The sequence below is a fragment of the Thalassobius vesicularis genome, from assembly GCF_004799325.1.
Lineage (GTDB): Bacteria > Pseudomonadota > Alphaproteobacteria > Rhodobacterales > Rhodobacteraceae > Thalassobius > Thalassobius vesicularis.
In genome coordinates this window covers 110,547-133,598 of sequence record NZ_SSMD01000011.1, presented here as the reverse complement: position 1 = coordinate 133,598, position 23,052 = coordinate 110,547, and the positions used below count along the sequence as shown (strand labels likewise).

General features: G+C 55.3%; 18 protein-coding genes and 1 tRNA gene. 17 read left to right on the top strand and 2 right to left on the bottom strand.

Going from position 1 to position 23,052, the window contains the following annotated elements; all coding sequences use genetic code 11:
- The 4 genes from E7681_RS17765 to E7681_RS17750 all read left to right on the top strand — a co-directional run.
- Positions 1-1,943: nitric oxide reductase activation protein NorD (locus E7681_RS17765; RefSeq protein ID WP_136340603.1), on the top strand; the 1,943-nt coding region annotated here is incomplete at its 5' end.
- Positions 1,940-2,500, top strand: a complete 561-nt coding sequence (locus tag E7681_RS17760) for a cytochrome c oxidase subunit 3 (RefSeq protein ID WP_136340602.1) — start codon at positions 1,940-1,942, stop codon at positions 2,498-2,500. The genes E7681_RS17765 and E7681_RS17760, both read left to right, overlap by 4 nt.
- Before the next feature lie 4 nt (positions 2,501-2,504).
- Positions 2,505-2,750, top strand: a complete 246-nt coding sequence (locus E7681_RS17755; RefSeq protein ID WP_136340601.1) for a cytochrome C oxidase subunit IV family protein — start codon at positions 2,505-2,507, stop codon at positions 2,748-2,750.
- A 14-nt stretch (positions 2,751-2,764) separates the two neighbouring features.
- A complete protein-coding gene (locus tag E7681_RS17750; protein WP_136340600.1) occupies positions 2,765-3,448 on the top strand; it encodes an NnrU family protein in 684 nt (227 codons plus the stop codon).
- Between the two features lie 12 nt (positions 3,449-3,460).
- Here the strand turns inward: E7681_RS17750 and E7681_RS17745 are convergent, their stop codons facing one another.
- Entirely contained in the window at positions 3,461-4,159 is a 699-nt protein-coding gene (locus tag E7681_RS17745) for a Crp/Fnr family transcriptional regulator (RefSeq protein WP_136340599.1), read from the bottom strand.
- Between the two features lie 582 nt (positions 4,160-4,741).
- Between E7681_RS17745 and E7681_RS17740 the strand changes: the two genes are divergently transcribed.
- Genes E7681_RS17740 through E7681_RS17730 form a run of 3 tightly spaced genes read left to right on the top strand, consistent with a single transcriptional unit; the run spans position 4,742 to position 7,028 of the window.
- Positions 4,742-6,211 (top strand): hypothetical protein, encoded by a 1,470-nt coding sequence (locus E7681_RS17740; protein ID WP_211089824.1) that lies wholly within the window; start codon positions 4,742-4,744, stop codon positions 6,209-6,211.
- Positions 6,198-6,530 (top strand): hypothetical protein, encoded by a 333-nt coding sequence (locus E7681_RS17735; RefSeq protein ID WP_136340597.1) that lies wholly within the window; start codon positions 6,198-6,200, stop codon positions 6,528-6,530. Before E7681_RS17740 ends, E7681_RS17735 begins: the two co-directional genes overlap by 14 nt.
- 6 nt (positions 6,531-6,536) lie before the next feature.
- Entirely contained in the window at positions 6,537-7,028 is a 492-nt protein-coding gene (locus tag E7681_RS17730; protein ID WP_136340596.1) for a hypothetical protein, read from the top strand.
- On the opposite strand, the gene E7681_RS19340 is transcribed toward E7681_RS17730, so the two are convergent.
- Positions 7,021-7,155, bottom strand: coding sequence for a hypothetical protein (locus E7681_RS19340; protein ID WP_281277669.1), 135 nt, complete (start codon positions 7,153-7,155; stop codon positions 7,021-7,023). The two genes, E7681_RS17730 and E7681_RS19340, sit on opposite strands and share 8 nt — an antisense overlap.
- 525 nt (positions 7,156-7,680) lie before the next feature.
- On the opposite strand from E7681_RS19340, the gene E7681_RS17725 reads away from it, so the two are divergent.
- The 10 genes from E7681_RS17725 (at position 7,681) to E7681_RS17680 (ending at position 23,033) form a co-directional block, all read left to right on the top strand.
- Positions 7,681-7,770, top strand: a tRNA-Ser gene (locus E7681_RS17725).
- 136 nt (positions 7,771-7,906) lie between these two features.
- Positions 7,907-9,106 carry a tyrosine-type recombinase/integrase gene (locus E7681_RS17720; RefSeq protein ID WP_342777075.1) on the top strand — a complete coding sequence of 400 codons (1,200 nt, stop codon included), beginning with the start codon at positions 7,907-7,909 and terminating at the stop codon, positions 9,104-9,106.
- Positions 9,107-9,113: 7 nt separating this feature from the next.
- Positions 9,114-9,872, top strand: coding sequence for a hypothetical protein (locus E7681_RS17715; protein WP_136340594.1), 759 nt, complete (start codon positions 9,114-9,116; stop codon positions 9,870-9,872).
- A gap of 238 nt (positions 9,873-10,110) precedes the next feature.
- The gene (locus E7681_RS17710; protein ID WP_136340593.1) at positions 10,111-10,323 is read left to right on the top strand and encodes a MerR family transcriptional regulator; all 213 of its coding nucleotides are present in this window, start codon (positions 10,111-10,113) and stop codon (positions 10,321-10,323) included.
- A 112-nt stretch (positions 10,324-10,435) separates the two neighbouring features.
- Entirely contained in the window at positions 10,436-12,421 is a 1,986-nt protein-coding gene (gene pglX / locus E7681_RS17705; protein ID WP_136340592.1) for a BREX-1 system adenine-specific DNA-methyltransferase PglX, read from the top strand.
- Entirely contained in the window at positions 12,414-12,824 is a 411-nt protein-coding gene (locus E7681_RS17700; protein WP_246032533.1) for a hypothetical protein, read from the top strand. Before pglX ends, E7681_RS17700 begins: the two co-directional genes overlap by 8 nt.
- Positions 12,824-14,314, top strand: coding sequence for a BREX system Lon protease-like protein BrxL (brxL, locus tag E7681_RS17695; RefSeq protein WP_246032532.1), 1,491 nt, complete (start codon positions 12,824-12,826; stop codon positions 14,312-14,314). The genes E7681_RS17700 and brxL overlap by 1 nt, the downstream gene beginning before the upstream one ends.
- A gap of 73 nt (positions 14,315-14,387) precedes the next feature.
- Entirely contained in the window at positions 14,388-14,858 is a 471-nt protein-coding gene (locus E7681_RS17690) for a hypothetical protein (RefSeq protein ID WP_136340591.1), read from the top strand.
- Positions 14,845-17,016: a hypothetical protein gene (locus E7681_RS17685; protein WP_136340590.1), complete on the top strand. Its 2,172-nt coding sequence runs from the start codon at positions 14,845-14,847 to the stop codon at positions 17,014-17,016. Before E7681_RS17690 ends, E7681_RS17685 begins: the two co-directional genes overlap by 14 nt.
- Positions 17,013-23,033 (top strand): DEAD/DEAH box helicase, encoded by a 6,021-nt coding sequence (locus tag E7681_RS17680; protein WP_136340589.1) that lies wholly within the window; start codon positions 17,013-17,015, stop codon positions 23,031-23,033. Before E7681_RS17685 ends, E7681_RS17680 begins: the two co-directional genes overlap by 4 nt.
- Positions 23,034-23,052: the final 19 nt, after the last annotated feature.

Here is a 23,052-nt window from a genome sequence, read left to right as displayed (position 1 = left end):
CATGGGAACCCGAAGAAACCGTCGGGAAACTGTGGCACACCTATGCCAGCCGCCTGGACGCACCAACCGTCCACCAAGGAGCCCGGGTCGACCTAAACCAGGTCGGCGCGCGGCTGGCAGTCCTTTTTCGCGGTCTGGGTGGCAATCCGTCCGCCGAAATCAAACCCGTCGCGGACGAGTTGAGTCCCCACCGTCTGTCCCTCCGGCGCAAGCTGGGTACTTGGCGCGAAGCGGTGCCGCGTGCCAGCTATGACGGTGCTGCTCTGCGTCTGCCCGAAAGCCTGGCAGTTTTCCCCGCGGCCGAGGCGAATGCAGCCTTGTACCTGTGGTTGGCCGCTGCGGCAGCTGCCGCAGCCCCCGCAGCAACGTTGCCCGAGGATCCGTTGCAAGCTGACCTGATCACCTTGTATCAGGCCCAGCAGACCGTCACCGCCGCGTTGGAGCAGGCGCCGGGATTTACACGTCTCTACGCGGATTTGTCCGAGGCGACCCGGATTCTGCGCCGCACGCCGGTCCTGCCGCCGCTAGAGGCGTCGCTGGAGCGGGTGATCCTGTATCTGCTGGGCGATCCAACAGAATTGGCCGAACGGGATCTGACCATGTTGCGATGCATCCGCACCGGAGAGGTCTCGGAAGTCCGAGCGCCGCGCGGGTATCATCCGTTTCGCCCGGTCGTGCTGTGGCCCGACCTGCGTGAAACCGGTCAATCCGCGTCGACCGCAGTTGAAAACCCGGAAACCGAGGGCGCGTCCGAGGAAAGCACCGATGGCCCCGCGCGCCGTGCAAGGCGCCGTAAGTCCGACCAGATCGAGCGGAACGACAGCTTCATCCTGCATAAGTTCGAAGCGATCCTGAGCTGGGCTGAGTTCGTCAACCTGAACCGCCGCGTCGAAGATGACGACGACGACAGCGCTAAAAAGGCGGCTGACGATCAGGATGAAATCGGTCTGGGGCAAATCTCGAAAGCGCCGGCAACCAAGCTGAAACTGCACTTGGACTTGGCACCCGAAGACGTGGATCGCGAAGCCTTGTCCGCAACTCATACCTATCCGGAGTGGGATGTCCGCACGGGCACCTACATGCCGTCGCACGCCCGTGTTCTGGCCTCGGTGGCTGAGGCCTCGGTCGATACGCCTGCCTTCCGTGAGGATCCTCGTGCCGTCGCGCGCATACGGGCGGTGCGGCGTCAGTTCGAGGCGCTGCGCCCCGGCCGAATCGCAACGCCCGGCCACCCCGATGGGGATGAGCTGGATACTGAACGGGCGGTCCGCGCGCATGTGGAATTCGTGGCGACGGGGCAGGGGACAGACCGTGTCTGGCGTCAGACGCGCTCGGAAAAACGCGATCTTGCCGTCTCGATCCTGCTGGACGTGTCGCGGTCAACCGAAGCGGCCATTCCGGGGCATGGGCATGAGGGGCGCTCGGTCATCGACGTTGAACGCGAGGCGCTGGCCGCCTTTGCCTGGGGGCTGGATGCCTGCGGGGACGAGTTTGCCATCAACGCGTTTTCGTCGCTCAAACGGCAGCGTGTTTACGTGCAAACGGTCAAAGGGTTCGGCGAGCAGATGTCCGCTGGGATCGAGTCGCGGATCGCTGCGCTCAGACCGGGGTTCTATACCCGCCTCGGGGCCGCAATGCGTCACGCTTCGGCTGATCTGGCACGCCAGCCGCGCAAGCGGCGGTTGCTGCTGGTGATTACCGACGGCAAACCCAACGATCTGGACCACTACGAAGGACGCCACGGAATCGAGGACAGCCGCATGGCCGTGCAAGAGGCGCGTCGCGCCGGTCACGCCGTGTTCGGAATCACGGTCGATCGCAATGGCAAATCCTGGTTCCCGCGCATCTTTGGGCAAGGCGGGTTTGCCCTGATCCCCGACCCGGACAAACTGGTGCAGGCATTGCCCCGCATCTACAGGGAACTGGTCGGGGTCGGTATATGAACGACGCTTCGGAGCCTCGCACGGGTCTGGATGCCCTGCCGGGCGATCTGATGATGTGGATTCTGATCGTCTCGGAACTTCTGGTGTTCGGCGCTGGCTTGGCGGCCTTTCTGGGCGTCCGGCTGACCGATCCGGCAGGGTTTGCCGAGGCGCAGTCGCATTTGCATCGCGCGATGGCGGGCATCAATACGGTCGTTCTGGTCAGCTCGGGCTGGCTGGCCGCTTTGGCCGTCCACGCGGCCGAGGCTGGGCGCATCGCCCGCACCCGGTTGCTGCTGGCAGCGGCGTCGGTTTTGGGTGTGGTTTTCCTGTGGATCAAGGGCTTGGAATACGCCGAGAAGGCCGCCCAAGGCATTGATGTCGAGACGCACCCGTTCTTTACCTTCTACTACCTGCTGACGGGGTTTCACGCCGTTCACGTCATCGCGGGAATTGTCATCCTGGGGCTGGTGGCCTGGCGCCCAACCGCTCGCAATACCGAGGTCGGCACGGCCTTTTGGCACATGGTCGATCTGGTTTGGGTGATCCTGTTCCCGATCCTGTATCTGTTGGGCTGATCGTATGAGTGTGACCCAAGCCTGGCTGTTTCTGATCGCGCTGTCCCTGGGCAGCACCGCGTTGGCATGGACCGGCGTCGACGGCGGCTGGGCCGCGCTTGCGATCCTTTCGCTCGCCTGGTTGAAGGCGCAGATCATCCTGCGGACCTATCTGGGACTGTCTCAGGCCCCTAGCTGGAGCCGGGGATTTGCCATGGTCCTGGGCTTCTATATGCTTGGGATGATGGGCCTGGCGGTGGCGGCAGGCTAGAAAGGGCGCGCAGAATGGGCTGGATCGAATTTGCCGTGGCAATGGGGCTGTTCATGGCCTCGCACCGGATTCCGGCCGCTTTGGGCGTCAAGGACAGCTTGGTCAATGCGTTGGGGCCGCGTGGGTACACGGCGCTGTTCAGTCTGGCGTCGACTGGATTGCTGTTCTGGGTGATCTGGGCCGCCGGTCGGGCCCCCTATGTTTCGCTTTGGGACCAGACGACCACCGCCCGATGGGCTGTGAATTTAGTGATGCCGGTCGTGATCGCGTTGGTGTCCTTCGGCGTCGCGGCCAGCAATCCCTTTGCGTTCGAAGGCCGTTCGACGGGTTTCGACCCCGAGCGCCCAGGTATTGTCGGCCTGACGCGTCAGCCTTTGCTTTGGGCCCTGCTGTTGTGGTCAGCCGTGCACCTTTGGGCGAATGGCGATCTGGCGCATGTGCTGCTGTTCGGCACGTTTGCGGCGTTTTCCCTTGCCGGTATGGCCTTGGTCGAGCGGCGTCGCCGCGCGGCAATGGGCGATGCGGACTGGCGGGCGCTGACCAAGCGGACGTCCCTTATCCCCTTTGCGGCCCTGCTGGCCAGACTCTGGAAGCCAACGTTCAGCATTTCGCTGATGCGCGCGGCCATTACCCTGCTGGCATGGGCCACAGTGTGGATGTCGCATGCTGCGGTGATCGGCGTTTCGCCAATGCCCTAGGGCGCTATCCGGTCAACGCGACCAGGACAGGGCAGGGTCTTCCTCGGCATAATCCCGCAACAATGCGACGTTCTCGATCACAGCGCGGTTTTGCGTGATCTGCACACCCTGTTCCTTCAGCTTCGCAAAGGCGCGGCTCAGGCTTTCGGGTTTCATGCCCAGACGACCGGCAATCAGAACCTTGTCGTAAGGCAGCGTGACCTCGCACGATCCCTCGTCGCAGCTGGTCAGCTCCAGCAGGAATTCAGCGACCCGCTGCGCCCCGGTGCGTGCTTTCAGCGCTTCGACCTGACTGACGAGGTTGTGCAAATGCGCATAGGTGGCAGACAGCATCGCCACGGCCACGTCCGAGTTCTCGCGGATACCGCGGAGGAAATCGTCGGCCTGAATGCGGATCAGGCGGCAGTTCGTGACAGCTTCGGCCGACACGGGATAGACGTCGTTTCGAAACGCCACGGCCTCGCCGAAACTCCGACCGCGGGTGAACACCCCCACCACGGCCTCTGACCCGTTCGGTGCGATCCGGTAAAGCTTCACCCAGCCGTCGGCCACGATGTAGATCGACTGCGCTTTCTCACCCTGCAGAAAAATGGTGGTTCCACGATCAAACTCGCGGACCATCGCGCCACGAGTCATCGATGCTTGAATCTGCTCGGGAATCCCCGTGAACAGCAAGGAATTACGCAGGATTTTCAGGTCACCGTCGTGCATTTGAACCAGCTTGTTTTTGCGTAGCGTGAGGTGGCCCTTTTGTGCATCAACTGGCCCGGAACGTCTAGGGCAGAAGTCGTCACGTTTGGTCAACCCGATGTGGCCCATAGAGAAAGCCGACTGACGCGCGTGAAATTTTCGGTCGAACATGTGTGTAGTCTGTGAGTTGGGACAGGGGGTGGTGGGGCGCTTATGGGCCAGATGGCCCTTGATTTTGTTGGCTTCAGGCTGGTTGCGATCCCGCTGCTTGCGCCGCCCAAAAAAACGAAAAAATCGCCTTGTTTCTTCGTAGAGTGCCACATATACGGGTCGGCGGAGACGTGGCCGAGTGGTCGAAGGCGCTCCCCTGCTAAAGCCACTCACGCCTTACCTTATTCCTCTGATTGTTCTAGACTTTTCATGATGCGCATCGGCGTTACGCACGGATTTTGCACGATTGTTCTAGTCTTTTTCTAGTATCTTTTTGCTGTTTTACTCAGAGTGTCTATTGAGTTGATGCATGTTTGTTTTTCCCATATTCCATTTTGAAATAATGTTTGGGGCTATGTAGTGGACGTACCTACAATAGAATTCGCGCAGTTAATGGACGGTGAAGCTCGAGACAGTTGGCGGAGTCCGAGCAATAGGAGGAGCGTTTTACAAGCGCGCATCCAAGCCTACAAGCTGCGCAAACGCTTGAAGAAAGAGGTCCGCAAGGCTCGAGGGCGAAACGCAAAAAATGGTGTTTTGGGTCGCAATCGTTACGCCGATAAGTTGGCTCGTGGGCTGATTGTAAAAGCTAAGAGGTCGAAACGGTACGACGTACCGCTAAATGAGATTCAAACGCGTGCATTAGTCTCAAGGTACAAGCGGTCAACATTTTTGTCAGGTCTTTTAGCGGAGCGTGAGCAGACCTGGGTGCCGATCCATGAGCGGTTGAGAACAAGGAAACAGGCCGAAGTCTTTGTAAAGGGTTTTTGCTTTCTGTCCAACCCGAAGAATACGATGTCTGCTTTGAAAGCGATTGCGCGTGCAGAAGCAGAGTGCTTAAGCGCGAGAATACACTTCCTTGACGACAGGTGCTTGGATATCGGGGCATGGCTTACACTTGCAGCGATGCGAGGAGAAATGGCGTCGGTGTTTACAGGAGGACGCATCAGCAATTCAATGTCCAAGGTTCTGACTGCCGTTCGGTTAAACCGAAAGTTGGGGTTTGCACTCTCTCCACAGTACGGTGACGAACAAGATGTCTGGGCCTTCCCTTACAGGTCTAGACGACCAGCCGGGACCTCGACATCCGAAACGATGCACCTAGATCCTCAGTCGAAGGAGGAGGTCGGAGGGGACCTCTGCGAAGCTATCAACCAATGGCTTGATGCGTGTGTGGGGCAGCAACTGTCCCGGACAGGTATGCGTTTCGTAAAAACGATTGTCGGTGAAAGTCTGGATAACGCTGAAAGGCACAGCCAACGGGATCACGTCAATGACGGTGACTGGTTGATTTCAGGTTTCATGGCGAAGCGTGAAGGAACGAACGGTCCGTTATTTCGTTGTCAACTTGCGTTCCTTAGTGTGGGCGCGTCGATCGCGGAAACTGTCCAAGATGCTGCCCCAGAGGTTATTTCAGGAATGGAAACATATGTGCAGAGACATGTTGGTAGTTTTGCGAATCACGACTGTGCGGAAGATCACCTGCGCACTATTTATGCGCTTCAAGACAAGGTGACGCGCGATCAGAACGCGTTGGCAGAGGGCCGTGGCGGCACTGGTTTCCGAGATATTATCTGCTTGTTTGGCGACCTTGCCGGTGGGGAAATGTCCAGCTCCGACGCTAAGATAGGTATCATCTCAGGGCGCACATGCCTACATATAGGGTATGGCCACACTGAAGTATCTAGGCCGTTGAAGGGGCAGGAATTCAATATTTGGTTGAATGAGCAGAATGATGCGACTAAACCGCCCGATCAAGGGGCCGTGATAGAGCTTGACGACAGGTTTTGTGGTACATTGATTACACTCGGGTTCACCTTTGATCCCGATTATCTGGAGCGAACAGTAGATGTTGACAATTGATCTGAGCAAGCTGACCAGGCATAAAGTCACGATGCTAACGGGTCATCCTCGTGGTCTAGAGGCGCGCACCATGTATGCTTTAGATGCGATCGATGGTGCCGATGAAACGGCTGTGATCGTGGCTCCTGTCGAACTCGACACAATAACCCCTTCGTTTGTGCAGGGGTTCTTGGCAGCCTCTTTGAGGCATCTGGGCGAAGAAAATTTGCGTCGAAAGTATGATGTTTCGCACCTTCCGTCTTTCTTACAGGAAGACTTCGAGACGGGTCTTCAGAGGCTCTTGCTTCATTTGCGCGCCAAGAACAAAGTCGTGCACTGATCTCAAATGGCTGATGGTGTGGTGCCAGTTTGGTTGACGGCTCTCAGCGGGCTTGTTCCGTTGGTAGCCGTGTTTTTTCAACACCGCTGGACTGTCAAAAGTTTTAGTGTTTCTGAAGAGCAGGAAGAATTTCGCATTGAGGTTGGGCGCCCTTTACTGGAGCTTTCAACGCTTGCCGAAGACTTGGAAGACAAATTGGAGGATTGGCAGAAAGGTCGCGGCGGCGAGACTTATGAAACAATCCAGTCGGCAGGGAAAAAGCTTTCTCGAAAAGTTAACCGGTTTGTTAACTATGGCTCGAAATCAGGATTTGGGAACGATCTGTTTTGGAGTCAAATCTCGACGGATGATTTCGACGAGATTATTTTTTCACTAGATGCTCATAGTACTGCTATTCATATTGCTACGGTACAGAGAAACTTGGATCGATTGAAAATGCAGTGTGAAAACTGCCTTTCTTTGAAGCCAAAGTCCGTTCGGAAAAAAACCTTCATATAACCTTGATGTTTGTTAACTTCTCGGGCGCATCGTGTTGGTTGCCTGAATTGACTCTGAAATCCCAGCCGTAGTCCAAAAGCTGTGCGGTCTGTTCCGTCTGGGCCAGCTTGGCGTAGCGCAGGGCCATATCCGGCGATTTCCAGCCTCCCCGTGTCATACGCAAGAACAGACCTTGTTCATTGCAAATTGCCACGTTGCGAAGGTGTGGTGCAGCATGTGCGGCGTTAAGTCCGGCCCCAGCCTGGCCGCGATACGGGCTTTTGAAAATGCCGCTTCGCTCTGCCCGCCGCAGCTGGTGTTCAGCTTTTAGAGCCTGCCCTTCGGCGAGCGGAACACGACCCCTGCGCCGGGAACGTACATGACGGCAGGCAGGCGTATCGGGCGGTGGGGGAAGGCGCGACGTCGAATATCATGTGCGACGGGACGCAGAAGATCGCTTACTAGGAAGTATCCATTGCGCACTGACTGAGCGTGTGAGGGAGAACAAAGGTGGACTTGCGTTGCACGGATTTTGCACGCGAGTCGCGTGCAGTTCGGCGTATGTTCCACGAATTCTAAGGAAAACGCCTGAAATTGCCTTGTTTTGTTGGGCGGCGTAAAATGCTGAAAAACCGCCTTGTTTTCCTAGACTTTGCTGCATATACGGGTCAGCGGAGACGTGGCCGAGTGGTCGAAGGCGCTCCCCTGCTAAGGGAGTATACCGGGAACGGTATCGAGGGTTCGAATCCCTTCGTCTCCGCCATATTACAGTTTTAGTCGCTTTGAATGGGTCGCTTTAGGCGACCTTTTTCTTTGTTTTTCAAAAGCTTCACGGGCGCCATCTTTTTGTTGGATTTATTTCGATTTGCCTCATATGCTTTCCTTGGGTGGTATGAAATGTGGTATGTTTTGTGGCGGTGCTTTCTGGAAAGCTGACGAAGAAGCTTGTCGAGAATCTTGGTCCGGGGCGTCACGGCGACGGTAGCGGACTGTATCTCGTTGTGGACCCTAGTGGTGCACGTCGTTGGATTGTCCGAGTAACAGTCAAAGGGCAGAGAAATAGCAAGGGTGGCCCACTTCGAACCGATTTCGGGTTGGGAGGTGCAGATGTCGTCACACTAAACCAAGCGCGAGAGCGGGCTTTGGAGTATCGCAGGATGGCCAAGCAAGGCTTGAGCCCGCGATATAATGTGCAACGCGAAATCCCGACCTTTGAGGAAATCGCGCAGCAGGTCCACATCGAACGTATGCCGACTTGGAAGAACACCAAACATGGCCAGCAATGGATCAACACACTTCGTGATTATGCCTTCCCAAAAATTGGGCGTATGCCAGTCGATAGCATTGATCAGCCTGAAATCCTCATGTGCCTATCTCCGATTTGGACGGAAAAACACGAGACAGCCCGTCGTTTGTCGCAGCGGCTAAAAGTCGTTCTGGATGTGGCTAAGTCCAAGGGCTTTCGCTCAGGGGAAAATCCCGTGACCGCGATCAAGGATGCTGGTGTTTTGCCGAAGGTAGTCAAAAAGCCCAAGCATCACCAAGCGATGCGCTGGGGGGATGTCCCGTCCTTCTTTGCTGATCTGAAAGAGAGAAAGGCAACGGCTGCGAAAGCGCTTATGTTTACGTGTCTTAGCGGATCGAGGACTGGCGAGGTTCTCGGGATGCGCTGGGCGGAGCTGGATTTTGACAATCGCCTGTGGACATGTCCTTCTGAGCGTATGAAGACGGGCGAGACCCACCGCGTGCCGCTAACGGAAGAAATGATCGAGATATTGGAGCCGCTGAAAAAATTGCGATCCGATTATGTGTTCGAGGGACAAAAGAGACATAAACCGCTTTCGAATATGGCGATGCTCATGTTGTTGCGGCGTATGGGGGAGGAGCGCGTCACTGTCCACGGGTTCCGATCGACCTTCCGCGACTGGGCTTCTGAAACTGCCAATGCACCAAGAGAGGTCGCCGAGATGAGCTTGGCCCATAAAATCGGTTCTGATGTCGAGCGGGCTTATGCACGATCGGACCTCCTAGAGAAGCGGCGCGATCTCATGGCGCAGTGGTCGCAATTCGTCGCATCCGAGCGCAACAAAAGGGATTAAGCGTAGGATGTTAAGCCCTCCTGATTACGTCTCTCTGGCTGAGCTTTGGAAAGAGTTCTTTCAAAAGTTCCGTCTTCCTCTGACGCATGTAGCGTTTGAAAAATATGGGGGCGAGGATTTCGCGCTGGGCGACGAGTTTGGCTCTCCGGATGATTTTTGTGAAGACGCCTTTCTTTCGACGTTCAATGAACTTCCGGTATTCGTAGCAAATCCCGATGGCCAGGTCATGCGGATGGAAACGGTCCTTAGTGGCGGGCGGTCAAAGCTATTTCAGAAAATGTCGGCACTTGAGAGCTATATTGCAGCGAGCAATCCAGATGAGGCGGGGCTGGAAAACTACTGGTTACGCAAGCTTGGATCTGAAGACTTCGAGCCATGGGATACGTCGACGCAGACAATCTCTGATTGGAAGGCCAAGTATCTCGGTTCAGTGTCGTCACTTCTGCCACAGGTCCGCTTCCACACTTTGCCCTTTGTCTTCGAGCGCGGGCGCTACGTGGTCCCCGATGAGGCCCCGCCTTGGCTTTCTGATGTTCTGGACGAGCATATTCTTCCCGATGTTGCTGAGCGCTTTGGTGGTCGGTCTTTGTGCCTAGACCTTCAGAGTGCGAAGGCATGGCGAATTACTGTGATCCAAAAACAAAGTGTCCTGAGAAGTCTCGAAGGCCAGGGAAACTTGGAACCCAAGCGGGGGCGGCCCGCTAAAAAGAGAGTATCAAGTCGGCCTACCGCACGCTCTACCCCGAGGGCCACAAAGGGAGTCTGAAAGAAGTCCGAAGTCAGGTCGAGGCTCTTTCAGGCCATGAGATTTCCGCGAAGACGTTGTCTCGCGCGATTTCTGAGATCAGATCCGAGATGGACAAAAATCCAAAAAAATAGGGACAAAAATAGGGACAAAATTCATCCGGTATTTTTGTCCTTTTTGTCCGCCTTCATAATCTAAGGTATCTGAGCGCAACCCTGAACCCCTGAACCGTAACACACGACATTCAGGGAAACAGAGTATGGCATATCTATTCGAGCAAGATCGCAACTACGTTTTGGGCGATCCGGAACTTGAGATCATCGGAGATCATCAGAAGCTGGCGCAGTGGCGCCATAAGCGCATTGGGCCAGCGTACTACAAGCTGCGTCGTAAAATCATCTACCGCGGCGCGGACCTCAACGCTTGGGCGGAGGCTAATCGCGTCGAGCCGTCGCGCGGAGAGATGAACTAATGTCCGCGTATGTCGAAATCTTCGCAGCGCTCGTTGGTTCTTCATATTTGGAATTGACCTATTTGCGCTTGGTCCTGACCATCTATGTCGTTGAGAGCTAGGCGCATGGGTGATGCTTTGTACGCGGGACGGTTATCTGGCGTTCATTTCCATGCAGTCTTGGATGTTCATTTCTTCATTTGAGGAGTTCAGGGAAGATTTTCTCTCCAAGGCCTCAATAGTTTCCATGGCGCACATTGGTGAGCGCGGATTTGACTCAATCGGCGGCGCAGTAGTTTCAACAACCGCATTCGTTGCCAATAATCGCGCCGAGCCCGATAAGACCGGCATTTTCATCAAGCTAACGGACGGCCGCAATGAAATGGAAAAGTCTGCGCTCCTTTTGAGCGTTGCCAGTCGGACGAATGTTTCTGCCATGTTCAAGGTATCAGCCGCGGATCTAGCTAGAATCCCCGGGACTCCGATCGCCTACTGGACGTCGGAAAGCGTGAGGCTGGCATTTTCCAATGGCGAGCCGCTGGGCAGTATGGCCTATCCGCGAAAAGGCAATACAACTACAGACAACGCAAGATTTTTGCGCTTTTGGCCGGAAGTAAGCATTTGCGATACATCCTTTGATGAAAAGTCAGACGAAGCCTTCACCTCAGGGGATAAGACGTGGGCTCCGTATAACAAGGGCGGTGGCTATAGGAAGTGGCATGGCTTCAATGACTTCCTCATCAACTGGAAGGGCGGCGGCGCGGAGATAAAGGCTATCCCGCATTCTGTGATAGCCAATGAAAAGTTTTTCTTCACGCCGGGGTGGACTTGGTCGACTGTTTCGACCGGTCGCTTTGCTGTTCGCGCATTTGGTCCAGGATATGTCTTTGATAATGGCGGCTGCTGCATCTTTGGAAAGAGGGAGCTGCTCGACAAGGTTGGGCCTTTTATGAATTCCTCAGTATTCACCGCATTGTTTTCAGAGATCAACCCAACGCTCAACTTCCAATCCGGTGAAGTGGCCAAGGTTCCCGTCGTCGACAAGTTGTTTACACTGAAGGTGCATTCGGGCCATGCTATCGCCAAATCCGACTGGGACGCCTACGAAACCTCCTGGGATTTCACCACGCTCCCGCTGCTCTCGCCCGACTATCGCGGCGACACGCTGGAGGCCAGCTACGCCCGTCTGCGCGCCCATTGGCAGGGCATGACGGACGCGATGCAGCGGCTGGAGGAAGAGAACAACCGCATCTTCATCGACGCCTATGGACTGCAAGACGAGCTGACCCCCGAGGTGCCGCTGGAAGAGATCACCCTCACCTGCAACCCCGCCTATCGCTACGGCGTGAAGGGCTCCGAGGAGGACCGTGAAACCCGCCTGCGCGCGGATACCATGGCCGAGTTCCTCAGCTATGCCGTGGGCTGCATGTTCGGGCGCTACAGCCTCGACGCTCCGGGCCTGATCCTCGCCAATCAGGGCGAGCGGCTGGAGGATTACCTCGCCCGTATCCCCGAGCCGAGCTTCGTGCCTGATGCGGACAACGTGATCCCCGTGCTCGACGGTGACTGGTTCGCCGATGACATCACCGAGCGCTTCCGTCTATTCCTGCGCGTGACCTTCGGCGAGGCGCATTTCCGCGAGAACCTGCGCTATGTCGAGGAGGCCCTGGGCAAGGACATCCGCAAGTATTTCACCAGGGATTTCTACGCCGACCACGTGAAGCGGTACAAGAAGCGCCCGATCTACTGGATGTTCTCAAGCCCCAAGGGGACGTTCAATGCCCTGATCTACATGCACCGCTATCGCGGCGACACGGTGTCGGTGCTGCTCAACGACTACCTGCGCGAGTTCATCTCCAAGCTGATCGCGGAACGGGAACGGCTGGAGAAGCTGTCCGACGATCCGACGGCCACGCAAGGCCAGCGGACCAAGGCGCTAAAGGAAGCGGGCGTCGTGGCGAAACAGATCGACGAGCTGAACGAGTGGGAGCGCGAGGTGATCTTCCCGCTGGCACAACAGCAGATCGAGATCGACCTGGATGACGGGGTGAAGGCAAACTACCCGAAGTTCGGATCAGCCTTGAAAAAGATCCCTGGTCTGGAGGCAAAGGATGACTGACCGGATAACTGCCAGTCTGGAGCGGCTGTTCGAAGAGCACAGGATCGTATTCTGGTATGACGCAGACCGCGACATGCGAGAGGCCTTTGAGGCCGTAGACCTGTCGGGCGTCCAAAAGGTCGAGATAGCCAATAACGAGTTCGGCCTGAAATACCGGATGCTGCGGCAAGAGCCAGAGGCACAGTTTCTGGTGTTCCATGATGGCCCCGCGCCCGAAGAGGCTAAAAATTGGCTGCTGGACCTGCAACTCGCCTGCGCCGTGTTCAAAGCCGACCAAGCGGCTATCTGGCTGACAGATCTGGGTCTACCGGTGCAGTTGGAAGGCGTGGTTCGGGATCACATGGAGTTCTACCGCTCTCAGGGGCGCATCGAGGCCCTCATCGCAGCAAGCTGTTGCAACTGATGCGTCTTATTCCCTTCGTTGAGAGAAACTTCAATATCATCGAACTGGGCCCCAAGGGTACGGGCAAGTCGCATATTTACTCTGAGTTCTCGCCCCATGGGCAGCTGATCTCGGGGGGCGAGGTGACGGTGCCCAAGCTCTTCGTGAACAACTCCAATGGCCGGATTGGTCTGGTTGGGTTCTGGGATGTTGTGGCCTTCGATGAATTCGCGGGACGTGAAAAGAAGGCCAACAAGGCCCTCGTTGATATCATGAAAAACTACATGGCCAATAAATCGTTCTCCCGTGGCGTCAACCCAATGGGGGCCGAGGCCAGTTTTGCCTTTGTTGGCAACACCGACCATAACGTCCCCTTCATGCTGAAAAACAGTGATCTGTTTGAAGCTTTACCACCTCAATTCCATGACTCGGCTTTCATTGATCGCCTGCATGCCTACCTGCCGGGCTGGGAGGTGGATGTCATCCGAGGGGAGATGTTTACCAGCGGCTTTGGCTTCATCGTCGATTACCTCGCTGAAATCCTGCGCCACCTTCGATCTGAGGACTTCTCGAACAGGGCCGACAAGTATTTCCACGTCAGCCAACAGATCTCGACCCGAGACCGGGACGCGATCTTCAAGACCCTCTCGGGCTACCTGAAACTGCTATTCCCCAATGGGGGTGAGACCGAAGAGGATGTCGAAGACCTCCTGCGGCTGGCCATGGAGAGCCGGAAGCGGGTCAAGGACCAGTTGGCCCGTATCGACAGCACCTATCCCGATGTGGACTTCCATTACACCGGATCGGACGGGCAGAAACGCCCGATCGCCACAGTCGAGGAGGAGGAATTCCCGCAATTCTATCACTTGAAGCCTGCCCTGGATCCCAAAGAGCAGCGGCAGGGGGCAGATGTGGTGCTCCGGGAAGTCAATCGCGCCACCGATGGGATGAAACAACCCGACGGAGCAGGGAGCGCGCCCACCCTAAGGATCGTGCATTCGGTCCCTGCGCAGCCGAAGCTGGAAGAAGGCCATAAGGTCTTCACAGAGAACCGCAAGGGCATCAGCTATGATAGCCTCTTTGGCCCCTATATCGATGGCGCAAAGCGGATCATCGTGACCGACCCCTATATCCGGTTCTTCTACCAGATCCGGAATATGATGGAGTTCGTGGAAATGGTCATCCGGCGCAAGGCTCCCGAAGATCAGGTTGCCGTCCATCTCGTCACTGGGCCGGATGATGGCAATGTCGCTCAGCAGAGAGAGCTTCTTGAGTCGATCAGTACCGCCTGCCTTGGATCCGGGGTGGATTTTACTTGGGCATTCGACACCTCTGGCACTGCACATGCCAGGGATATTGTGACGGATACAGGTTGGAAGATTGTCCTTGATCGTGGGCTCGATATTTTCCAGGCACCAGTTAAGTCTGGAGGGTTTTCTCTCGGGGACCGTTTGCAGGAACATCGGATGGCGAAGGGTTTTTACGTCACCTATGTGAAATTGGAAAAGTGATGGCGGGTGAAAGGAGCGGTCCGTCATTTGATGTGGGGGACTGCACAACACCTAGAAGAGAAGGGCAGTCTAAGTGAAGATCGTAAGGGACATTCTTGCGCGCAACGAATTGGAAGAAGCAGATGGTCGCCCACTTCATACCTACAACGTAACCGATGAAGAATTTCAGAAACTGCAGAACCTTCTGACTTTGCGTATTGATACGGGCCAAGTCCTTAAGAGCACTGCAGCTGGGTTTGTTATTTATGCGTCTGAGTTTATTCGCAGGACCTTTTCAGGCGGGAGCATTTCGTGGACTCCAGTATTCAATTCGATTGGTATTGGACCTCAAGATTTTGAACAGCCTTTCGCACGCAAGTTAACCGATGAAGGGCTCCACAGCTGGCACCGTCGTTTGCGTGTATCCGAGGGTGGTATTCATCAGTACCTCTACACATTGATGGCGGAGGGAGGTCTGCCCGATGCGCTCATGGCGGATCCCCGAACAGCAAGGATGGCGTCTGTCACGTCAGGGCGGAAGAGGGGACGCTGTGCTTGTGTCTGATCCTTCGCAAGCCATTATCGCTTCGACTTATGTGGATGGGGTAGGGCAGGGGGATGTCACCCTTGACCCAGGTTTGCCGGCTCCTGATGAGAGCGCTTCTCTTTGGCGCGCCAGTCGGTCAGGCGAGGAACACCCAAACGAACTCATCCCGATTTCTGGACGTGGAAAGACCAAAGAACAGTCGATCTGGATATTACACTCAGCGGAAGAAAACCCAGAGGCTGAGAGCGGAGTGTTCCTTGGGGAGCCAACTAAAGCCCCCGGAGGCGTGCTTCAAAGCGCATATGGTACCGGCACGGTGAAATTGGGCTCACAGGTCTTGCGGATTGCAACGGGGCAGGATGCAGAGTCCGAGCACATCAGCATGATTGCAATAGGGGAAACGTTGTCGCGTTGGACTGTCTCAACGGGGCAGGTTTTTCTTGGGCATCCGATTGTTATGGGAGCAGAGGGCGACGTGCCTATGCGAGACTTAGGCAATGCGCTCCATAGAAACGCTGTCTCCAATCGGCTTGGTGCGGAGATTTTTGAGTGGCGAGAAGATGGCGTTGCGCTCGGAAGAATTCGTGCAATTGTTTTTCCTGCTCAGCTTAACATTCGGATGCAAGAAAAGGGCCCTGGTGTCTTGAGTGTCTCCGTATCAGGCGTGCCCTTAAGTTGGCATGTGGCGCTGCGAGCGGGAAATATTTCGGACGAGCTGGCGGTGTCACGAACAGGAGATGCGGACCTTTCGATTTCCGTTTCTGAGGCGGATGTCGGTTTGGTGCAGATTCGCTTTAGTGAGCCGGCAAGCGGCAAGTCGATTGAATTGTCCGCGCCTTGGCCGTCAGAGCGTGCGGAAATCGTCATGCCGTCAGGCAATAGGTTGGTAAAAGATCACGATGTGTCCGTACATAACTTGGATGGTTGGCGCGCGATTTTCCCGATGCGAGGCGGCACTATTCGGTTGCGAATGGGGAACGGTGGTTCGGCTGTATCATTTGCAGCGTCAGATAGCACGCGGTTGAACATCCATGCGGATATGGTGCGTCAACTTTTGTCGTTGGCTGGGCCAGATGCACGAATAAACATAAGAGCAGTATTAAATGAACAAACAGCGCGCTTGAATTTGCGGACCTATGACTGGACGAGCGAGGTCGCTGGCCCATTTCTTCATCTGGGCCATGGTGCCTGTAGTTTGCATGCCGTCAATCTAGAGAACCCAACCGAAGTCTCTCACCTTGATGCGGTATCTCGCGTCGATCTGGCTGGATGGCTGGGTGAAGAGGACGGGCTATGGTTTATCCAAGGAAAATCAGATCAGCGTGGTGTGATGCGTCCAAGTGTTTGGGCGCCGCGGCCGCGGCCGTTTTCAAAACGGGAAGAACGGATTGGGTCATATGAGATGGCTTGGCAAAGGGCGCTTTCAGATCCTGATGATTCAATGTGGGACGATTTCTGGACCCTTGTCACCAACGTGCGGTTGGGGGGGGATGCAAGCAGTCTTGATCAAGTGACGGCATTAGGTAATTGTCCTGAAGCTGCTGTGGCTTTGTTATTCAGGAAGCCCAAGATCGAGATTGCAGAAGTTCTTGAATTAGAAGCCGAGGCGCCGTTTTGGTGGCCTGCTATACCGCTGAAGGCATGGAAGACCGGGATCCGCAACGCAAAGCAGTACTTCAGCTTCATTATGCGCGAACACAAGGCGTTTAATGAAAGCCAGATCCAGGAATTGATCGGTCAAGCTATAGCACGGCAAGCTGGGCAAATCCTATTATTGAGACCAGAACTTAAAGCGCATATAGGCATCGCTCTTGCCGAAGTGGAAATGTTGCCGATTGCGCTCAATGAGGCTGACGCTCCTATTCCGTTGGCTGTTCCAAACCCAATGAAAAAATTAGAGGCTTCGGCACAAGAAGCGGCACGTAGATTTGACATGTTACCTTTTGGGACGAGCTCTATCCGAGCGGGCCATAGTGTGATCGCACCTCAGCTCTCTGAGCAAGTACGCCCTTTGTTAGACGCCCCTGTGAAAGTTGCAGAGGCCGTATGTGGATTGAAGCCGAAACCGTCTTTGAATGAATTTTTACAACTATTTGCTCTTCGAGCGGCGGATCCTGTCTGGTTCGATGAAGCGTTGCCGGCAGCGATCGTTATGACGATGGAGACCCATTCATGACCCATAGTTCTCACCTAAATGTGGCTCTCCAGACTGTTGCCCAGCGCTCGGCACAGGCCATGGTGGCGCGAGCGAATACGTCACATCCGGGCCTAAACCAAGTTCTTATGCGAAAGCTGTCCCAAGGCGCAGGAACCCAAGGCTCGGTCTTGGCGGATCCAGTGTTCGAAATAGCGCGAAATTGGAAGCCTGCTGCCCAAACCTTAGGAGATATGGAGGGAAACTTATTAAGCCCTGACCTCGTCGACGCCCTCGCAAATGCAGGCGACTATGAAATGGGCCGGCAGCTCTCCCCGTATCTGCATCAGGAGGCGGCTTGGCGGGCAAGCTTGGAAGATCAACACTCCGTCTTGGTCACCGCCGGGACAGGCTCGGGCAAGACCGAGTCCTTCATGATTCCGATCTTGCAGGATATTATCTCACGTCCGCCACGCCCTGGGGGGGGCATACAAGCTATTTTGCTCTATCCGCTGAATGCGTTGATCGAAAGTCAGCGCGATCGTTTGTCGGCGTGGGCACGGGGGCTCGGGGGACGTGTCCGTTTTGCCTTGTTCAATGGCGATACGGTTGAGCGGGAAAACCAAGCCCAACCAAGGTCAGATGATGTTGAACTGCGCAGCCGCAAGAAAATTCGGGAAGAGCCCCCGGAAATCCTGGTGACCAATATTACAATGCTGGAATACATGCTGCTGCGCGGTCAGGACCGCGACATGTTGGAGAAGTCGCAAGGCGCGCTGCGCTGGATCGTGCTTGATGAAGCTCATAGCTATATCGGGTCCCAGGCTGCGGAAATGGCACTGCTTCTTCGTCGTGTTCGCTCCGCCTTTGGTGTTGAAGCTGACGATGTCAGATTGATGGCCACATCCGCGACGATCGGGGGAGAGAAGGACGCTGCAGGCAAGCTTAAAGAGTTTGCATCTGCTTTGACAGGGCGCGTGTCTGACCAGGTGACAGTCGTGGAGGGCGTAGCGACTGATCCGGTTTTGCCATCCGCAGGTGCTGCCCGCCCATTCGACTTGCCGAAACTCAATCAGCTTGCGGAGCAAAAGGATTACGAGGGACTTTGGCACGAATTAGCTGATCATCCTCGTGTGCTGGAACTTCGCACAAGAATGGCGTCTGGAGCTCTTTCGCTGAGGTCGATTGCGAAGTTGCTGTGGGACGATCCAGACAAGGGCATGGAGGCTCATAGGCTTCTCGACGTGGTCGCGCTTGCGGAAAAAGATGACAAGAAACTTCTGCCATGGCGGGCGCATTTGTTTCATCGGGCACAGGGTGGGATTTGGGCGTGTACCAATCCCAATTGCAACCATCGTGACCCTGAGATCGCGACAGTTGATGCCGATTGGCCTTTTGGCGCAATCCATCTGACAGCGACCCCAAGATGTGGTTGTGGGGCACCTGTCTATGAAGTTGTCTCCTGTACGGAATGTGGAACCGTACATCTTCAAGGGCAGCTGGTCGGGGGGGCACAACCAAGACTAGATCCTCCAGACCAAGAGGATCTTGATGACTATCTTCTAGATGTTGAGCCAGATGACGATGAGGATGCAACCTTCGAAAAAGGGACCGCGTGGATTGTCCCTGGCAAGTCGGTTTGGTTATCCAAAGATGGCAAAATCTTTGACAACAAACCGCCAGAAGACACTTCCGCATGGAATTTTGATCTTGTTGAAAATGCAAGTGACCGAGACTGCTGTGATGGTGCTTCAAGAGCACGGCTTATGGGGTTTCGCTTTGGCCCAGCCTTTTTCTTGGCGACCTCCATGCCCTCGTTGCTGGAAACGTTAACACAGCCAATGGAAGCGCAGGGATTGCCGTCGGGAGGAAGGCGCGCGATCACTTTCTCCGATAGTCGCCAAGGGGTGGCTCGCCTCGCCGCGAAACTGCAGCAAGATGCTGAACGCACATTGGCGCGATCATACCTGTGGCACCGGGTTAATAAAGTACAGTTTGGCGATCCTGAAGAAGTCAAAAAGCTCGAAGCGCAATTGGCTGAATTGGGGAAACTGCCAGACAGTCCTATTGTCGAGGATATGAAAGCCCCCTTGAAAGCGAAACTGGCGGAATTTCAAGGTGATGCAAGCGCTGTGCCGTGGAAAGAGCTTGTTGCAGGGTTTGCAGAACAGCCTGACCTGAAGGGATTTGTAGGTGACATTTGGAAAAACCGCTGGATTGATAAATTCTTTCAAGAGGATCCGAAAAACCTCGCTGAGATGATGCTCTTCCGAGAGTTGATGCGTCGACCGCGTGTTCAAAATAACCCAGAGACGATGGGTCTGGTCCGTCTTGTGTTTCCAGAACTGGATGCAAAGGCCCGGGCCATGTCGCTTCCGGATGCGGTCAATGCGGCAGGGATCACGCGAGAGGCATGGATCGGACTGGCGCAAGCCGCTATCGACTTTGGTTTCAGACAAAACCTGGCGGTTGAGATGCCACATTGGATGGTCGGACCTGTCGCGCCCAAAGCGGGTGTGCTCAAGTCGATGGTCGCGCCTGACGCCCCAAAAGAAGACATGCACAAGAACGATCGGCGGTGGCCGACAGCGTTCAATGACCGCAATCGCATAGTGAAACTCGTTTATGCGTTGGCCGGCGGAGAGAAGGGTGACCCTGTGATTGAGGATCGTGTCTCAGCGATTCTGAGTGCACTGTGGTCTTTAATAATATCAACTGCTTGTAAGAATACAGGGGCTGGGGGATGGCGTCTTAATTTCGAGCGAGCAGCCGTGGAACGGCTGGAGACGGGGTGGCTCTGTCCGGTTACACGACGCCCGTTTGGCTACAATATTGCTGGGCGATCGCCCTATGCACCTGCACGAATGATGACCGAAGTGCAGTATCCTGCTCTTCCCATAGCCAATCCGGGAGGGTTACTCTCCACTCAGCGGAAAGAGCTGCGCAAGTGGCTGCAAAACGATGTAAGTGTTCAGGAACTTCGAAGAGCAGGTCTATGGAGTAACCTCCATGATCGGGTTGCGGAATATCCCCGATATATCCGAGCTCAAGAGCATTCTGCGCAAATCCCACGGCCTGTGCTCGCGCGCTATGAAGATGCCTTCGGTGAGGGCAAGATCAACCTCCTGAACTGCTCGACTACAATGGAAATGGGCGTCGATATTCCGGCCGTTCAGTTGGTTGTGAATGCCAATGTGCCACCCGCACTCTCGAATTATCGTCAGCGTGTGGGACGGGCAGGGCGACGTCGCGAACCTTGGGCCTTTTCGATGACCTTTTGCCGGGATTTGCCATTGGATTATCAGGCTTTCCAAAAGCCTGTCGAATTCTTGGAAAGACCAATCGTTGCGCCCAAAGTTTGGTTCGACAGCGCCGCTTTGATCCAGCGTCATGTGAATGCTGCACTCCTAGCTCAGTGGTTTGCCGAGCAAGGCGGTGTGAGTGTTAAGTCCTCTATTGGCGCATTCATGGGGATCAACGAAACCTTCGAAACAGCGTTCACAGAAGTCTCGGACGCAGATCGTTTCCTTGATGATTTACGGGGAGATTGGGCAAAGTCGAATTTGCGTCATACGCAGTTGAAGGCCCTTGTGAAGGGAACAATACTTAGCGCCCGTCCTGTCTCAGCGTTGATCGCCATGACTTCAGATGGGTTCCAGCGTCTCATCGGTAAGTGGCGCGAGGAATATCAATCTCTTTTTGATGGCATGTTGGGAGCGAAAGAAGACGATGTCATCGCGGCGTACAAGTTGCGGGCTAAACGTCTGGCCGGCGAGTTCATGCTCGGTGAATTTGCGCGTCGTGGATTTACGCCCGCATATGGCTTTCCTACAGATGTTGTCAGCTTCACCTCTCTACTTTCGTTGGCGCGAACATCAGACGTATCTACGTCGTTCCAGCGAGCCGGAGGTGCCTCTCGCGAGCTGCATCAAGCACTGCGAGAATACGCCCCTGGAAATGAAGTTGTGATCGATGGTCAGGTGTTTGAATCTGAAGGGATACTCCCCGCTTGGCAAGCACAAGCGGATGCCAGTAACCTCGAAGACATTCGCGAGTTTTGGGCGTGTTCTAACTGTCACGCTTTTGGGGTCAGCACGATAAGACCAGAAGCTTGTCCTCAATGTGGCGCTGAGAAACTGAAACACAGACGCGTTATTAGGCCTGCCGGTTTTCTATCCGCTAAGCAGGCCCACACAGGCTATGAACTTATCAACCGCACAGCGATCGATGATGTTAGCCTCTCAGCACAAGGAGGCGATTGGATTGCGCTCCCGCAAGAACAGGCAGGGCGCATGCGGGTCGATCCCGCCGGTCAGTTGACAACATTGGCGTCAGGACAAAAGGGCGGTGGTTTTGCCATTTGTCTGGATTGTGGTCGAGCTGCACCCATGGATGCTCCGGAACACGGTGCCGCCGCTGATCTTCCAAAGCTCATGCTGAGACATAAGCCCCTTCAGCGGCGCGTCGATATGAAGCTCACGCGAGATGGGCTTTGCCCGGGATCAGATAATCCAAACCGCATTCAGAAAGCGATACATCTCGCGCAGATCACTCATACGGACATTTGGGAATGGCAGCTTCCAGGCGAGATATCTGAGCAAGTAGGAAAGGCACTCGCGGCCGCGTTGCGCGAAGCCCTCGTAGAGCGTTTGGGAGTTGAGGCTGCAGAAGTTGGCCTGGAAACCGGACCTTCGCGCGGTCTCAATGGGGATGGCCGGCTTTCAATTTACCTATTTGATCGCGCTGCAGGTGGTGCCGGGCTATCTGCGAGAATGGGCGAAACAGAAACCTTCACAAAGGCCCTTACGAAAGCTGTGGAGTTGCTGGATTGTCCGGATTCATGCAAGCACGGATGTCCGTCATGTATCTTGCGTCCAGATATCAATCAAAATGATGTCCGGATGGACCGCGAACGTGCCCTGAATTTGGCTCGAGATATGATGGCGTACATTGATTTGCCTGCTGAATGTCGAGTTCTGGGAAGTGATACGCAATTTGCTGGACAGACAGTTTCGGTATTCATTGACCGTGCGCTTAGGAGTGGCCGGCTTGATGCACTAAATGTTTGGATGCACGGCTCGCCATCAGAATGGGATCTGCAGGGCTGGATTCTGTCGTCATGGTTGCCGAGGCTACATGAGGCCGGTGTCGAAGTTCGTATGCACTTCCCGCGCTCTTTGTTGGCATCAGCTGACTTTGACCTTAGCTGTAGATTGTCGATTCATAGGTTCGCGGCATTTGCGAAAATTTTGATGGCTGACCAAATGCCTCAGGCGGCAGGATACCCGGTTCTCGCGACCCTTAAACAGGGAAGCGAGACATCCGCCTTTGTCGCAATTGCCGCCAGCGAAGCTATCCCAGGCGAAGACTGGGGAGCAGGAACGCAGGCTCCCGTTGTTATGGGGAACGTGCCACCTTTGCCGGAGTCGAGCGGCCTATCGGTTGAAAAACTGATGGAGCTTGGAAGCGGAAATACCAAACTGTTCTGGCCTCGACGCGCATTGGATGGGGCCATCCCGGGATTTGGCAAAAGGTTCTGGAAGTTTGTGGCTAGCAACGCTCCCCTTGAGGTGAACGCGTTGAAAGAGGTCGGCCTCAAATCGCTCTCTTATTCTGATAGGTATGTCATGACCCCTATGGCTATCAGCATGCTTTCGAGCGTTCTGCGCTCGACGCCCGGTATCAAGAATGCCGCAGTGTGCGTTCATATGGCTAAGGCCGAACACCTTCCTTTCGAGCCTCGGATGATCTGGGAGAACTTTGCCTCCGACGCCCAGCGCATAGACGTTCTTAAAGCACTCGTTCCCGGCGTGACGCTGTTGCTGGAACGCAAAAACGATTTGCCGCACCACCGCGCACTGTCTGGTGAACTGAATGATGGCCGCAAATTTGTAATGTTACTGGATCAGGGATTTGGCGCTTGGCGCGCCCAAGGGTCAGTGCGCCATGACTTTGAGGGTACTCCAATGCAACAGGCAAAGATGCTGGTTAATCAGACGGGCGAGCTAGCAAGCAATACTGAACTGGGGGCGCCAATCGCATTTAATTTAAACGTGTAATCGGCACTAAGAGAGGAAA

Coding starts and splice junctions, on each gene's coding strand:
- E7681_RS17760 (WP_136340602.1), top strand. CDS start 1,940: ATGAACGACGCTTCGGAGCCTCGCACGGGTCTGGATGCCCTGCCGGGC.
- E7681_RS17755 (WP_136340601.1), top strand. CDS start 2,505: ATGAGTGTGACCCAAGCCTGGCTGTTTCTGATCGCGCTGTCCCTGGGC.
- E7681_RS17750 (WP_136340600.1), top strand. CDS start 2,765: ATGGGCTGGATCGAATTTGCCGTGGCAATGGGGCTGTTCATGGCCTCG.
- E7681_RS17745 (WP_136340599.1), bottom strand. CDS start 4,159: ATGCACGACGGTGACCTGAAAATCCTGCGTAATTCCTTGCTGTTCACG.
- E7681_RS17740 (WP_211089824.1), top strand. CDS start 4,742: ATGGACGGTGAAGCTCGAGACAGTTGGCGGAGTCCGAGCAATAGGAGG.
- E7681_RS17735 (WP_136340597.1), top strand. CDS start 6,198: ATGTTGACAATTGATCTGAGCAAGCTGACCAGGCATAAAGTCACGATG.
- E7681_RS17730 (WP_136340596.1), top strand. CDS start 6,537: ATGGCTGATGGTGTGGTGCCAGTTTGGTTGACGGCTCTCAGCGGGCTT.
- E7681_RS19340 (WP_281277669.1), bottom strand. CDS start 7,155: ATGGCCCTGCGCTACGCCAAGCTGGCCCAGACGGAACAGACCGCACAG.
- E7681_RS17715 (WP_136340594.1), top strand. CDS start 9,114: ATGTTAAGCCCTCCTGATTACGTCTCTCTGGCTGAGCTTTGGAAAGAG.
- E7681_RS17710 (WP_136340593.1), top strand. CDS start 10,111: ATGGCATATCTATTCGAGCAAGATCGCAACTACGTTTTGGGCGATCCG.
- pglX (WP_136340592.1), top strand. CDS start 10,436: ATGCTTTGTACGCGGGACGGTTATCTGGCGTTCATTTCCATGCAGTCT.
- E7681_RS17700 (WP_246032533.1), top strand. CDS start 12,414: ATGACTGACCGGATAACTGCCAGTCTGGAGCGGCTGTTCGAAGAGCAC.
- brxL (WP_246032532.1), top strand. CDS start 12,824: ATGCGTCTTATTCCCTTCGTTGAGAGAAACTTCAATATCATCGAACTG.
- E7681_RS17680 (WP_136340589.1), top strand. CDS start 17,013: ATGACCCATAGTTCTCACCTAAATGTGGCTCTCCAGACTGTTGCCCAG.